Here is a 14,496-nt window from a genome sequence, read left to right as displayed (position 1 = left end):
CGGGCCGCAGGGCGGGAACCGGGTCGGAGCCGATCGGGGCCGGACGGATCTATTTGGCCGGGGCCCGGTCCTGGAGGCCGGTGGTCATGGACGTGGCGGCCGCGTTGAGCCCCGCCACCGCGGCCTTGGGCAGCGCCCCGGCGACCTTGGTGGCGAGGTCACGGGAGGGGCCGGTTCCGTCCGCGTGGGCAGGGGCGGCGAGAGCCACGCCCGTCAGAGCGAGCGCGGCGGCAGTGATGATCCTCTTCATGCCCTGAGGAACGACCGTCCCCGGCCGGGGACACGACCGACGGCCGCCGACCTCGGAAAACGCCCCGGACCCCCGGGTCCCGAGTGGCGGCTCCGGCCCGGTGGGACCAGGCTGGATGCCGGAGAGCCGGGCCGGGCCGCCGTCGGCACGCGGCTCGGGTACCGGGCGCCGGGCCGCCGGGCGTCCGGTGTTCGCCCCGCGCACGCCGGGTCACCCGATCCGGCGGAGCCGGAGGGCCCCCCGACGACACGAAGGACGCGAGAGCGCGAGCACACCGATACGGCGCCGCGCCGGGGCGTGCGGCCACGTGCGCCCCGACGCCCGTGAGGTCTCCGTGCGGACCCCGGGTCCCCGCGAGGACCGCCACCCACTGCTCCGTGCTGAGAAAGGCAGAGTCATGACGCAGAAGCCACCCCTCACCACGACCGACTCCGGTGCCCCCGTCGAGAGCGACGAGCACTCGCTGACCGTGGGGCCCGGGGGGCCGATCCTGCTCCAGGACGCCTATCTGATCGAGCAGATGGCACAGTTCAACCGGGAGCGCATCCCCGAGCGCCAGCCGCACGCCAAGGGAAGCGGCGCCTTCGGCCGCTTCGAGGTGACCGAGGACGTCAGCGCCTACACCATGGCGGGGCTCTTCCAGCCCGGCGTCCGTACCGACCTGGTGATCCGCTTCTCGACGGTCGCCGGTGAACGCGGCAGCCCCGACACCTGGCGCGACCCGCGCGGTTTCGCGGTGAAGTTCTACACCGGCCAGGGCAACTACGACATGGTCGGCAACAACACGCCGGTGTTCTTCGTGAAGGACCCGATGAAGTTCCAGCACTTCATCCGCTCCCAGAAACGCCGCGCGGACAGCAACCTGCGCGACCACGACATGCAGTGGGACTTCTGGACGCTCTCCCCGGAGTCCGCCCACCAGGTGACCTGGCTGATGGGCGACCGCGGCATCCCCCGGACCTGGCGCCACATGAACGGCTACACCTCGCACACGTACATGTGGATCAACGCCAAGGGCGAGCGGTTCTGGGTGAAGTACCACTTCAAGACCGACCAGGGCATCGAGTTCTTCACCCAGCACGAGGCGGACCAGATGGCCGCCGTCGACACGGACTTCCACATGCGCGACCTGTTCGAGCACATCCGTGACGGCCAGTACCCGAGCTGGACCCTGTACGTGCAGCTCATGCCGTACGCGGATGCCGCGGGGTACCGCTTCAACCCGTTCGACCTCACCAAGGTGTGGCCGCACGGTGACTATCCGCTCGTCCCGGTCGGGCGGATGACCCTGGACCGCAATCCGACCGACAACCACGCCGAGATCGAACAGGCGGCGTTCCAGCCCAACAACTTCGTGCCCGGGATCGGGCCGAGCCCCGACCGCATGCTGCTGGCCCGGCTGTTCTCCTACGCGGACGCCCACCGGCACCGGATCGGCGCCAACTACCAGCAGCTCCCGGTGAACGCGCCCGTCGTCGACGTCCGCACGTACTCCAAGGACGGGGCGATGGCGTACCGCAAGACGTCCGACCCGGTGTACGCCCCGAACTCCAAGGGCGGCCCCGTAGCCGACCCGGCCGCCTTCGGCCCGCCGCCGACCTGGGAGGCGGACGGCGAGCTCGTCCGTGCCGCGTACGTCTCCCACCCCGAGGACGACGACTGGGGCCAGGCCGGCACGCTGGTCCGGGAGGTGCTGGACGACGCGGCCCGCGACCGGCTGGTCGGCAACGTCGTGGGGCACCTGCTCGACGGCGTCAGCGACCCGGTCCTCCAGCGGGCGTTCACGTACTGGGCGCACATCGACGAGACGATCGGCAAGCGCATCGCCGACGGCGTACGCGAAAAGGGCGACTAGCGGGACATCACGACGGTCGGACAGTGAAGGTGCCGTGCGGGCCCCGGGCTCACACGGCACCTTCACGAGCTTGGCGCCCTGTCGCTCGGCGCCGACGGCAGTCAGACGGCGGGCTCACCGAGCCGCCTCCGGCGCGTCACCTGACCGGCCGCCGCGGGGCGTTCACAGGGCGGCGGAGAGCAGCAGCAGGAAGGTGAGGGTGCCGGGTACGACGGTCAGCGCGGCGCGCATCATCACGGCGGCGGCCTGCGGGCCGGTCGCGCGGTGGGTGGCCGGGGCCATCACCGCCAACAGGACCGGGAACGCGGCGAGGACGCCCGCGGCGAAGGGTCCCAGGACGCGGGCGGCGGTCATCGCCAGCGGGACCGTGACGGCCGACACCGCCATCCGCGTACCGATCTCCCGGCCGGGGCGCGCCCGGCGGCTGACGGGGCGTCCGGCGGGCGGCGGGGGCGGCCAGGTCGCGAGCCCGGCGCAGGTCAAGGCGAGGGCGCCGACGGCGGTCAGCCAGACGTTCGGGCAGGTGGCCGCCGCCACCGCGGCCACGGCGGTGGCGGTCAGGGCGACGGCGAGAGCGCGGGCCGGCCGCAGGGCGGTGGCGAGGCGTCCGTAGGCGAGACAGAAGCAGGCGACGGCGAGTTGGGCCGCGGCGAGGCCGCGCGCGGCTCGGGCGGCGGCGCCGCTCCCGGCGTCCAGCCACACGAGCATGGCGAACGGCACCGAGGTCATCGGCACGCCGAGCAGCAGCCCGCCCAGGCGTGGGCCGGAACGACGTGCGACGACGGAAACCAGCAGGACGAGGCAGGGGGCGAGGGCGGTCCGCAACAGGATCTCCATACCCTGGAGCCTGGCACCGATCACGCCGACTTTGGCTCGGACTTCTCGGCTCCCTGGCCCCTTTGACTGTGGAAAGATCGGTGACGCCGACAATTCGCCGAGTTTTTATGGAGGCGGGCTCGTGGACCGTATCGACCGGCAGATCCTGGCCATCCTGCTCACGGACGGCCGGGCGACCTATCAGGACCTGGGCCGCCGGGTGCGGCTGTCCGCCAACACGGTCGCCGATCGCGTGCGCCGGCTGCGGACGGACGGCATCGTCCGCGGCTACCGGGCCGAGGTGGACCTCGCGGCCCTGGGGCGCGGCATGGAACTGCTCAGCGACATCCGCCTGCGGGAGGGCGTGGACCGCACGGCCTTCGAGGCCCGGCTGCACGACGTCCCGCAGGTCGTGGCCGCGATGCGGCTGACCGGGGACTACGACTACCAGCTGCGGGTCGCCTGCGCGGACGCCCGCGAGTTCGAGACCGTCGTCGACCGGCTCAAGGCCGACCTGGGGGTACGGGAGGCGCGCAGCCGTCTGCTGCTGCACGAGGTCCCGCTCGGCCCGGACCGTCTCCTGAGCGCCTGACGGTGTGCCGGCCCGGCCGAATCCCACACGCTCCGACAGGAGTTCACTCTCCAGGCCTGGTCTGAACCAAAAAAGGAAACAAACATTGACGCGGTCGAACAGCGTGCGTAGGTTCCGGGCCAGCCGATCGAAGAGCTGTGCCGCCGCGCCCTCGGTGCGGCCCTCCCCCACCCCGGCTTCGAAGGGACGCGCCATGCGGGGTTCCCCGTCCGTCTGGAATGTCATGACCTCGCCAAGAAGCTGGATGCGAAGGTCACCGCTGGTGGCCGTGCTGGCCTCCCTCGGACTCGCTCTCGGGCTGCTGCTCGGGTTCCCGGCGGCCTCGCAGGCGGCCGGTTCGCTGCCGTGCGACATCTACGCCGCGGCGGGTACCCCCTGCGTGGCCGCGCACAGCGTCACCCGTGCGCTGCTCTCCGCCTACGACGGCCCGCTCTACCAGGTGACCCGTGTCTCGGACGGGGCCACCGCCGACATCGGGCCGCTGGCGCAGGGCGGGTACGCCGACGCGGCGGCCCAGGACGCCTTCTGCGCCGCGGACGGCGGCTGCCGGATCACGAAGATCTACGACCAGAGCGGCCGGCACAACGACCTCACGCCGGGGCCCGCCGGCACCGCCGGCATGGGGGCCGACCGGGGTGCCGACGCGTCCGAGATCACCGTCACGGCGGGCGGGCACAAGGTGTACGGGCTGTGGATCTCGCCCGGCGTGGGCTACCGCTACACCGGCGTCGCCTCGGGGGTCGCCGTCGGCGGACAGCCCGAGGGCGCCTACATGGTGGCCAGCGGCACCCATGTCGGATCCGCCTGCTGCTTCGACTACGGCAACGCCGAGCGCACCCCCGCCGACACCGGCAACGGGCACATGGACGCCGTGTCCATCGCCACCACGTGCTATTTCGCGCCGTGCACCGGGAACGGCCCGTGGGTGGAGGCCGACCTGGAGAACGGCATGTTCCAGGGCGACAACGGCTCCAACACGGCCAACCAGGGCAACGGTTCCGCCTTCGTCACCGCCGTCCTGAAGAACAACGGGCAGACCCGGTACGCGCTCAAGGGCGGTGACTCCCGCTCCGGCGAGCTGTCCACGTGGTGGGACGGGGCGCTCCCGACCCGGGGCGGCTATCAGCCCATGCAGCAGGAGGGCGGCATCATCCTCGGCATCGGCGGCGACAACAGCAACTGGAACCGCGGCACCTTCTTCGAGGGCGTCATGGTCGCCGGCTACCCCACCGACGCCGCCGAGAACGCCGTGCAGGCGAACATCGTCTCCGTCGGCTACAACGGCGCGACGGACGTGCCGAACGGCCCGCAGGGAACGATCACGGGTCCGGGCGGCAAGTGCGTGGACGTCGCCGCCGACGACACCGGCACCGACGGCGCCGCCGTACAGCTGTGGGACTGCCAGACCTACGCCGAGGACCAGCACTGGACCCACAACCCGGACGGCTCGCTGTCGACCCTCGGCCGGTGCCTCGACATCGAGAACAACGGCACGGCGGGCGGGGCCAAGCTGGAGCTGTGGGACTGCAACGGGGTCGGCGGACAGAAATGGGTCCAGCAATCCGACGGCTCCCTCCTCAACCCCCAGTCCGGACGCTGCCTCGACTCCCCCAGCGGCGCCACCGCCAACGGCACCCGCCTCCAGATCTGGGACTGCAACGGATCCGGCGCGCAGAAGTTCTCGGTGAACGGCGGCGGGCCGGTCAAGGGCCCGGGCGGCACCTGCGTGGACGTGGCCGCCGACGACACCGGTGGCGACGGCGCCGCCGTACAGCTGTGGGACTGCCAGTCGTACGCGATCGACCAGCACTGGTACCACGGTGCCGACAACTCCCTGTCCACGCTGGGGCGTTGCCTGGACGTCGTGGGCAACGGCACGGCCGCCGGCACCAAGGTCGAGCTGTGGGACTGCAACGGGGTCGGCGGACAGAAATGGGTCCAGCAATCCGACGGCTCCCTCCTCAACCCCCAGTCCGGACGCTGCCTCGACTCCCCCAGCGGCGCCACCGCCAACGGCACCCGCCTCCAGATCTGGGACTGCAACGGATCCGGCGCGCAGGCGTTCACGCTGAGTTGAGCGTACGGCGGCCCGGTGTCACTCCTCGGGCACCGGGCCGCCGTACGCTCCCCAGGTCACGAGTGAGCGTGCGTCGCTCAGGACCGCGCGGCGGAAGGTCCGGCCGTAGCGCTGCAGGCCCATCCGGCGTACGAGCCGGTCCTCGCACTCGCCGCGCAGCGCCGCCATCTCCGGTGTGCCGCGCTGCGGGTGTCCGACCGTCTCCCAGAAGCGCGCCGCCCCGCCGAAGGCGTACGCGGCGGCGGGCTCCTCCCCCGCGTCGGCCAGGGCGATGGCGAGGAGGTCCATGACCATGGCGATCCCGAAGGCGTCGCCGATGTGCTGCTTGGCGTCGAGGGCGGCCCGCGCGTGGCGTACGGAGTCGTGCGGTTGCCCGCTGAGGAAGGCGATGAGGGCCAGCTGGTGCTCTGCGTAGGAGCGGGTCCAGTGCTCGTCCAGCGCCGCGCAGAGGTCGCGGAGTTCGAGGGCTTCCTGCCGGGCCTGGTCCAGCCGGCCGGAGCCGGTGAGCCCGAAGACGTGCACCAGGCGGCACAGGACCGCCGGTGCGGTCAGCTGTCCCCGGCGGGTCGCGGTGGCGCCGGGCGTCGTCGTCTCGACGCCGTTCACCGCGGCGAGGGGACGCCCTTCCAGCAGGTGCAGCAGGCCGTCCAGGTAGGCGGCCCGCCCCAGCCCCTCGGCGTCGAGGCCCTCCGTGGCGGCGCGCCGGCAGGCGGCGGCCGTCTCGTGCGCCGCGGCCTGCTCACCCTGCAGGGTCAGGGTCAGCCCCAGGCTCCACAGTCCCTGCACCCACGTCGCGTCCCGGTCCCGGGCGGCCGGCACGGTCGCCGTCTCCAGATACCGGCGGGCCTCGTACAGGTAGCCGGAACAGACCCAGAAGAAGGTGACGTTGCCGATCATCTCCAGCGCCGCGGCCGGGTCGGCCGCCAGGAGGTGGTCGGCCGCCAGCCGGATGTCGGAGTGCAGGAACCCGATCCGCCGGTACCAGCTCCGCTGCGCCGGGCCGAACCACTCACGGTGGGCCCGCCGGGTCTGGGCCAGCACGTACTGGGCGTGCCGGTGGGCGAGTTCCCGCTCGCCGTCGAGCTCGGCCAGCCACATCCGGCCGTACTCGCGCACGGCGTCCAGCATCCGGTAGGTCCCGTCCTTCCGGACGACGACGGACTTGTCGCAGAGCGAGACGAGCGTCCACCCGACGCTGCCCGGCGAGAGCGGGGCGCCGCCGGCCAGCTGGCCCGCGAGCTCGTCGTCGAAGTGGGCGGGCAGGTAGGAGAGCCGCGCCCACAGCAGCCGTTCCTGCGGGGTGCACAGCTCGTGACTCCAGCCGATGGTGGTGCGCAGGGCCGCGTGCCGGGGCGGCCACCTGCGTGTCGGCGCTCGGGGCAGGTCCACGGCCCGGTAGGGGCCCGCGCAGAGGTCGGGCAGTGACATGCTGCGTAACTGGCCAGCCGCGAGCTCCAGTGCCAGCGGGAGCCGTTCCAGCTGTTCGCACAGGCTCACGGCCAGTTGCCGGTCGCTGTCGTCGACGAGCGGGCTGCCCGCCGCCGCGGCGCGGTCGGCGAACAGGGCGACCGCTTCCTCGACGGAGGCGAACGGCTCGATCTCGACCACCGTCTCGCCCCGCACCCGCAGCGGCTCCCTGCTGGTGGCCAGGATGCGCAGGTTCGGGCAGGCCGTCAGGAGATCGCCGGCCAGGTCGCGGCACTCGGCCGGCAGGTGCTCGCAGGAGTCGAGCACCAGGAGCGTGCTGCGGTCGCCGATCCACGCGCAGACGGCGTCCGCCGGCAGCCGCGCGGTGTGGTCGGAGAGCCCCAGGGCGTCCGCGACGGTGGACGCCAGCAGGTGTCCGTCGCGCAGCGGGGACAGGTCCGCCCAGGCGACCTCCGGGCCTCCCCCGCCCGCCGCCGCGGCCAGAGCCACGGCCCGCTGGGCGAGCCGGGTCTTGCCGACCCCGCCCGCGCCGCCGAGGGTGACCAGTCTGCTCCCGGCCATCGCCGCGGCGATCCGGTCGAGTTCCGCCGCCCGGCCGACGAAGGAGGTTTCCGCGTCCCACATCATCCACACCATGCCCGCATCCTCCTGGCGGGCCGGTGGGCGGTGAGCCGATCACGGCATTGCCGCGTCTCCCGCTCCCCCGGCCCCTACTCTGGAACGAGCCCTGCCGTGAGCGCGGGAGGATCACCCGCCCGAGTGAACCGGTCATCGGACCGGCAGGCCGCGGGCCGGTCACTCGCCACCGGGCGGACGCGGATCCTCCAGCCGGGCGAGCCAGGTGGTGAGCAGCGCTTCGAGCGACTCGGCCTCGGCGGGGGTCAGCAGGTCCACCAGGCGGCGTTCGTTGCGCATGTGGTCGGTGAAGGCCCGGTCGACGAGTTCACGCCCCGGGGTGGTGAGGGCGACGATGCGGCCGCGCTGGTCGTCGTCGGAGCGGCGGCGGGTGACGAGTCCGGCCCGTTCGAGGCGGTCGATCCGCTTCGTCATCGCGCCGGTGGTGACCATCGTGTGCGCGGCCAGTTCGCCCGGCGCCCGCTCGTAGGGCTCCCCCGCACGGCGCAGGGCGCACAGGACGTCGAACTCCCCCTCACCGAGGCCGTACCGGCCGTAGACGAGGCAGAGTTCCTCGGTGAGCCGGCCGGCCAGGCGGTGCAGCCTGCCGATCACTCCCTGCGGGGCGATGTCGACGTCGGGCCGCTCGCGGCGCCAGTCGGCCTGGATGCGGGCCACGCGGTCGATGGGTTCACCGTGCTTCATGCGTCCACAATACCTTCCCAGGAAGCTATATTGGCTTCCATGGAAGCTAATTCGCGCTGGGTGGCGGTCACCGCGGTGGCGCCGGTGGCCTGGGGTGCCAACTACTACGTGACCCACGAGTTCCTGCCGGCCGACCGCCCGCTCTACGGGGCCGCCCTGCGGGCGCTGCCCGCGGGGCTCGTCCTGCTGGCCCTGCGCAGGCAACGGCCGCGCGGCGCGTGGTGGTGGCGGTCCGCGGTGCTCGGGCTGCTCAACATGAGCGTGTTCTTCGTCCTCGTCTACGCGGCCTCGCAGCTGCTTCCGACGAGCGTCGCCTCGACCGTCATGGCGGTCTCGCCGCTGACGATGATGCTCATCGCCTGGCCCCTGGTGTCCGAGCGGCCCCGGCCCGCCCAACTCGCCTGCGCGGCGCTCGGACTCGGCGGGGTCTGCCTCATGCTGCTCACGGGGGTGCGGGGCGCGAGCGTCCCGGGCGTCCTGGCGTCGGCCGCCGCCATGCTGGTGTCGGCCTTCGGGCACGTCCTGACCAAACGGTGGAGCGCCGGTACCGACGTGCTCGCCTCGACCGCCTGGCAGCTCACCGCCGGCGGCCTCTTCCTGCTCCCGGTCGCCGCCGCGGTCGAGGGTCCGCCACCGGCGCTCTCCGTACCGGCGCTCCTCGCGTTCGGCTACGTCTCCCTGGTCGCCACCGCGCTCGCCTTCGTCGCCTGGTTCACCGGGCTACGGCACCTGTCCGCCGGAACGGTGGGGCTGACAGGACTGCTCAACCCCGTCACGGGCGTCCTGCTCGGCACGGTGGTCGCCGGAGAGGTGCTGACCGGCCGACAGATATGCGGCCTCGTCCTGGTCCTGGCCGGAGTCGTCCTGGGCCGGCCCCGGCGGAAGGGCCCGCCGCCTCTCCCGCAGGAGAAGCGGCTGCCCTTCCGCCGCGGGAGCCGCGGGTCAGAGCGCCGTGGACGTCTCCTCTCCTGACGCGCTGCCCGTGAGCCACTGGTCCCAGCCCAGGTTGAAGTCGGCGTAGCCGTTGTCGGCCGGGGCCTTGCCCCGGGGCGAGCCGGTGATGGTGACGGGGTCGCCCTGCTTGACCTGGCCGTAGAACCACTTGGCGTCCGACAGGGACAGGTGGACGCAGCCGTGCGAACCGCGGGCGCTGCCGCTGCCCGGGTTGGGGTCGCCGGTCGAGTAGTGCACGTAGGTGCCCGACTGGGTGAGGTGGACGTCCCAGGGCAGCGTCAGGTCGTAGAAGTTGGGGCTGCCCTTGTCGCAGCTGATGCCGACGCTGCAGGAGGTCATGTGGACCTTCTCCTGCTTGTCGATGACGGCCATCGTGCCGTCCCACGTCGGGTACTGGGCACTGCCCGCGTTGATCGACAGGGTGCGCACGGCCTGGCCGTTGCGGGTCACCTTCATGGTGTGGCCGGTCACCGAGACGTCCGCCCGCACGTCGTCGCCGATGGTGAAGGTGTGCGTGTAGCCGTGCACGCCGTAGCGTCCGTTGCCGTTGCTGACGCCCGTCATGTCGGCGTCGATCCGCACCTTCGTGCCGGAGGGCCAGTAGGTCTTCGGCCGCCAGTCGGCGCGCCGGTCGCCCATCCAGTGCCAGGCGCCGACCACCGGCTGCGAGGTGCTGACCTTCATGTGCTTCTCGACCGTGGCCTTCGCCTTCGCCGCCACCGGGTTCGTGAAGATCACCGAGATCGGCATGGCCACGCCGACGGTGGTGCCCGTCTGCGGGGTGATCGTGTCCAGCAGCATCGGCGGGCCCGCGGGCTTGGTGGGACTGGGCGAGGCGCTCGCACTCGGCTTCCCGGACGCCTTCGCGTCGTCCCCGCTCGCCTTGTCGCTGCCACCCCCGCCGCCGCAGGCGGTCACGCCCACCAGCATTGCGACCGTACCGACTGCGATGCCTATGCCGCCCTTGCGCCGTCCCACGCCCTGCCCCACTCACTCGTCTCGCTCCGCGGCCTCGACGGGCCCCACTTCTCGTCAGACTGCCGAAGCACGGGTTCCAGTTCCCCGGGGGACGTAAAGCATGGATCAAGAATCGGCGCGCGGCGGGCCGTGCGGCCGTCGGACGCCGGGTGCCGGGCAGGGCCGGCGGGGGGGGATACGCGGCAGCGAACCAGGAGTGCTGAGCGCCCGTCACGGGGTCCGTCGTCACCGGCCGCGCCCGCACCGCGGTGCGGGCCACCCGGACGGGCGAGGTCCATGTAGCCGCCATCGTTCTACAACGCTCGGCAACACCCGTGCGTCCGCTCGGTGTTGCACGCAACGGCTCGGTAAATTCCTTCCGTGCGTTGGCCCGGAGTTCACCAGCCGCACCTGACGCACCGCACCGCCCGGGGCCCACAGTGAACGACGGCCCGACCTCGTGGCCGGGCCTGCCGTCACTCCCGCAAAGGCCTTCCTGCCGGAGGGCCCGCGAAAGGAGCAGCCATGGCTGAACTGACCCGTCGCAGACTCCTGGGCTCCGCCGCCGGCGCGCTCGGCGGCGCCGCGGCCCTCTCCCTCCTGCCGCCCAGCGTCCAGAAGGCCGTCGCCGCCGAACCGCCGAGGAACGGCTCCCTGCACGACATCGAGCACGTCGTCATGCTGATGCAGGAGAACCGGTCCTTCGACCACTACTTCGGCACCCTCTCCGGCGTCCGCGGCTTCGCCGACCCGCACGCGCTGAAGCTGGACGACGGGCGGTCCGTCTTCTACCAGCCCGACACCGTCAACCCGAAGGGCTACCTGCTGCCCTTCCACCTCGACACGCACACGTCGAGCGCCCAGGCCATCCCCTCCACCAGCCACGCCTGGGCCGTGCAGCACCAGGCCTGGAACAACGGCAGGATGGACCGGTGGCTGCCCGCCCACCGCAAGGCCGACGGCGTCAACGGCCCGTACGTGATGGGCTACTACACCCGCAAGGACATCCCCTTCCAGTTCGCCCTCGCGGAGACGTTCACCATCTGCGACAACTACTTCTGCTCGGTGTTCGGCCCGACCTGGCCCAACCGGCTGATGTGGATGACCGGTTCGATCGACCCGGGCGGCACCCTGGGCGGCCCGGTGATCAGCAACGCGGCGCCCACGCCGTACCGCTGGACGACGTACGCCGAGCGTCTGCAGGCCGCCGGGATCTCCTGGAAGGTGTACCAGGAGGAGGACGACTACGGCACCAACCTGCTGGAGCAGTTCGCGTCGTTCAAGAACGCTCGGCCCGGCTCCGACCTGTACGAGCGGGGGGTACGGCCGCAGGCGCACGGCACGTTCGAGGACGACGCCCGCAACGACCGGCTGCCGACCGTGTCGTGGATCTGCCCGACGAGCTACCAGTCGGAGCACCCGGACTACCTGCCGGCCGCGGGCGCCGACTACGTGGCGTCCAAGATCGAGGCCATCGCGTCGAACCCGAAGGTGTGGCGGAAGACCGCCTTCATTCTCAACTACGACGAGAACGACGGCCTGTTCGACCATGTGGCGCCGCCGACCCCGCCGGCCGGCACGAAGGACGAGTTCGTCAAGGGCCTGCCGATCGGCGGCGGCTTCCGGGTCCCCGCGATCATCATCTCCCCGTGGACCGTCGGCGGCTGGGTCGCCTCCGAGGCCTTCGACCACACCTCCGCCCTGCAGTTCCTCGAACGCTTCACCGGCGTCGGGGAACCCAACGTGAGCGACTGGCGCCGGCGGACCTTCGGCGACCTCACCACCGCCTTCCGCTTCCGCGACGCCCGGCCGCGCCCGCCGCGGCTCCCCCACGACACCGCCGGGCAGTTGGCGAAGGCGAAGGAGGAGGTCGCCACCCTCCCCAAGCCCACGCTCCCGCAGAACGACCAGACCTACCCCCGTCAGGAGAAGGGCCACCGCCCGCACACCTGACCTTCCGGGCGGTGGGACACGGCCGAGGCCGGGCCCGCCCTCCGGTACGCGCAGTCCGGCGGGCGGGGTCCGGAACCCCGTACTAGGCCTGGGCGGCCGGTTCCAGTGCCTCCACGGCCGCCGCGGCCGCGGACGAGTCCTGGCCGTAGAAGATGTCGATGTCGACCTCCTCGCCGCCCATGGTCAGCGTGTCCCAGGCGCCGCTGAGGACGAGCATGCGCAGGGTGGCCGGCTGCAGGGTGCGCAGGCGTTCCAGGATCGCCTCGTCGTCCGGCATGCCGGACAGGCGGGCAGCCAGGCGGTCGCGGATGGCCTGCATGCGCTCAAGCAGCGTCTTGGTGTCGGCCTCCCGGTCCGGGTCCTCGGGGATCCCGTCGATGCCGTGGCCGATGATGTCCTTGATCGCCCAGGTGACGCCCCGGTCGTCGGTGGTCACCATCGCCTTCCAGGCCCGGCTCTTGTGCCGGTACTGCAGCATCGACATCGCCGCCTCGTGGCGCAGGAAGTCCGCGTCCCGGAACGACCTGCCGTTCCACGCCCCGTTGAGGGAACGGGCCAGCGAGATGGCGGAGGCGAGGCCGCTGTTGAGGCCGCGGCCCGGCCAGAAGTGGATCGCGTTGGCGGCGTCGCCGAGCAGGAAGCCGTACGTGCCCGGCGAGCCGGTGGTGGGAGGCAGCAGCTCGGCGGAGAACCGGGGGCGTTGCACCATGTCCAGGCGGAAGCTGGTGACCGCCGACAGGTCGTCGGCCTCGACGCCGTACAGCAGCAGCCCCTCCTGCACCCGCCGCCACAGCGCCGAGCCCTTGACCAGGGCGGGCAGGAACAGCGTGCCGTGCGTCGAGCACTGGAAGTCGCCGTACTCGTCGCGGTCCATCAGGCACGGCCGGGAGGCGATGCACTCCTCGAAGACGCGCCGGACCGGGTCCAGGCCGATCACCTCGGCCGCCTCGGCGTCGGTCAGCCGCATGTTGAGGAAGCCCTCGCCGCGCAGCGAGTTGAGCAGGAAGCGGTTCTGGGCGACCGTGAGCAGGACCGCCATGGGGTCGGTCAGGCCGGACTTCACGCGCAGGCCGAGGACGACGTCCTGGAGGTGGCGGCCGTCGAGGGAGTAGATCGACTCGTCGGCCTTGCCGAACCGGGCGGCGAAGTGCTCCCGGGTGCGCGACCGGCCGCCGTCGCAGATCGCGAGCACGTGCTGGGAGGCGAGCGCCTCCTGCTGCTCCGCCGGGTCGAACCGGGCGGGTATGAGGCGTATCCGCTCCCGCTTCTCGTTGGCCAGCTCCAGCAGGCGGTCCTCGATGTAGGCGATGCGCATGTTGCGCGGGCTGTGGTCGCCGACCGAGTCGGGGCCGGAGGGCCACATCTCCGTGAAGTGGTCCGGGTCGAAGAGGCGGGCCTGTACCTCCTCGGGCCACGCAAGGTACTGGCGGCTCTGCACGGTCACCACCTGCTGGCGCCGTACGTTGCCCTCGTCCTGGCCCTTCCAGACCACGGTGCGGCCCTGCTTGCGCCACCTGTTGTCGTAGACGGTGATCTTCACCTGCGACCCGAGGAAGTGCTCCAGGAGCAGGGCGAGGGACAGTCCGACGGGGCCGCCGCCGGCGACGGTGACCTGGAGTACGGGCCCCTTCTCGCTCGCCTGCCCGGCGTGCGTGACGGACCGGGGCAGGGAGAGCGCCATCAGCGTCTCCATGGCGTCCGCCACTTCGAAGCGGAACTCCTGGTCGCCCAGGGTGATCTCGTCACCGGGCTGCAGCAGCCGGGCCTCCACCTCCTCCCCGTTGACCAGCGTGCCGTTGCTGCTCTCCAGGTCGTGCAGGACGTAACCCTTGTCCTCGTCGAAGACGATCTCCGCGTGGAAGCGGGAGACGCTGAGGCTGGAGATGACGACGGTGTTCTCCGAGTTGCGTCCGAAGGTGACGCGGGTGTCCAGGACCGGGATGCGCTCCCCCGCCAGCAGACCTTCGAGCCCGACCAGCACCGGTGCCACGGTACTTCCTTCCAGGAGTCATTGATCTCGACAGCACTGCGGCACCCCTGCCGAACCGTGAGATCGATCGGGTGTGACGGCGCCACGGCTCTGCCGGCGGCGTCCGGCTTTCCTCACCAAATCGCCCCCATCCGGGAGCTTATACTTGCGCAGCCAAGCAGTTCCAGTGGGCGCCACGCTGCGATCTCGTGCCGACTCAGCGGGAGTTCACCGTTTTCGGCCAGCGATCCGGGTGCGCGTGTGCGGGGAGCCTCACCCTGGGCCGGACGGGTCGTCCGACCGGAACGCGGCGCGGGCCGGACGG

At 72.0% G+C, this 14,496-nt stretch carries 11 protein-coding genes; 5 read left to right on the top strand and 6 right to left on the bottom strand.

The features are described 5' to 3' along the window. Positions 1-49: 49 nt before the first annotated feature. Positions 50-250, bottom strand: a complete 201-nt coding sequence (locus ACGF5O_RS27330) for a hypothetical protein (RefSeq protein WP_393812511.1) — start codon at positions 248-250, stop codon at positions 50-52. 397 nt (positions 251-647) lie between these two features. Between ACGF5O_RS27330 and ACGF5O_RS27325 the strand changes: the two genes are divergently transcribed. Next, complete coding sequence (locus ACGF5O_RS27325; RefSeq protein WP_393812510.1) at positions 648-2,105, top strand: catalase; 1,458 nt, start codon at positions 648-650, stop codon at positions 2,103-2,105. A 162-nt stretch (positions 2,106-2,267) separates the two neighbouring features. Here ACGF5O_RS27325 and ACGF5O_RS27320 read toward each other — a convergent pair whose 3' ends face one another. Further along, the gene (locus ACGF5O_RS27320; RefSeq protein ID WP_393812509.1) at positions 2,268-2,942 is read right to left on the bottom strand and encodes a hypothetical protein; all 675 of its coding nucleotides are present in this window, start codon (positions 2,940-2,942) and stop codon (positions 2,268-2,270) included. Positions 2,943-3,063: 121 nt separating this feature from the next. Between ACGF5O_RS27320 and ACGF5O_RS27315 the strand changes: the two genes are divergently transcribed. Together ACGF5O_RS27315 and ACGF5O_RS27310 are read left to right on the top strand one after the other, a co-directional pair. After that, positions 3,064-3,513, top strand: coding sequence for an Lrp/AsnC family transcriptional regulator (locus ACGF5O_RS27315; protein ID WP_393812508.1), 450 nt, complete (start codon positions 3,064-3,066; stop codon positions 3,511-3,513). A 244-nt stretch (positions 3,514-3,757) separates the two neighbouring features. After that, positions 3,758-5,590, top strand: a complete 1,833-nt coding sequence (locus tag ACGF5O_RS27310) for an arabinofuranosidase catalytic domain-containing protein (RefSeq protein ID WP_393812507.1) — start codon at positions 3,758-3,760, stop codon at positions 5,588-5,590. 18 nt (positions 5,591-5,608) lie between these two features. Here the strand turns inward: ACGF5O_RS27310 and ACGF5O_RS27305 are convergent, their stop codons facing one another. Further along, entirely contained in the window at positions 5,609-7,654 is a 2,046-nt protein-coding gene (locus ACGF5O_RS27305) for an ATP-binding protein (RefSeq protein ID WP_393812506.1), read from the bottom strand. A 159-nt stretch (positions 7,655-7,813) separates the two neighbouring features. Then, positions 7,814-8,338 (bottom strand): MarR family winged helix-turn-helix transcriptional regulator, encoded by a 525-nt coding sequence (locus tag ACGF5O_RS27300; protein ID WP_393812505.1) that lies wholly within the window; start codon positions 8,336-8,338, stop codon positions 7,814-7,816. A gap of 39 nt (positions 8,339-8,377) precedes the next feature. On the opposite strand from ACGF5O_RS27300, the gene ACGF5O_RS27295 reads away from it, so the two are divergent. Further along, positions 8,378-9,310, top strand: a complete 933-nt coding sequence (locus ACGF5O_RS27295) for an EamA family transporter (protein WP_393812504.1) — start codon at positions 8,378-8,380, stop codon at positions 9,308-9,310. On the opposite strand, the gene ACGF5O_RS27290 is transcribed toward ACGF5O_RS27295, so the two are convergent. Next, positions 9,281-10,222 (bottom strand): Ig-like domain-containing protein, encoded by a 942-nt coding sequence (locus tag ACGF5O_RS27290; RefSeq protein WP_393812711.1) that lies wholly within the window; start codon positions 10,220-10,222, stop codon positions 9,281-9,283. The two genes, ACGF5O_RS27295 and ACGF5O_RS27290, sit on opposite strands and share 30 nt — an antisense overlap. Before the next feature lie 552 nt (positions 10,223-10,774). Between ACGF5O_RS27290 and ACGF5O_RS27285 the strand changes: the two genes are divergently transcribed. Continuing rightward, positions 10,775-12,202, top strand: a complete 1,428-nt coding sequence (locus ACGF5O_RS27285) for an alkaline phosphatase family protein (protein ID WP_393812503.1) — start codon at positions 10,775-10,777, stop codon at positions 12,200-12,202. An 82-nt stretch (positions 12,203-12,284) separates the two neighbouring features. Here the strand turns inward: ACGF5O_RS27285 and ACGF5O_RS27280 are convergent, their stop codons facing one another. Next, positions 12,285-14,192: an FHA domain-containing protein gene (locus ACGF5O_RS27280; RefSeq protein ID WP_393812502.1), complete on the bottom strand. Its 1,908-nt coding sequence runs from the start codon at positions 14,190-14,192 to the stop codon at positions 12,285-12,287. Between the last annotated feature and the right edge of the window lie 304 nt (positions 14,193-14,496).

This window comes from Streptomyces sp. NPDC048291 (assembly GCF_043201715.1).
Lineage (GTDB): Bacteria > Actinomycetota > Actinomycetes > Streptomycetales > Streptomycetaceae > Streptomyces.
This window is presented reverse-complemented; position numbering and strand designations above follow the sequence as displayed.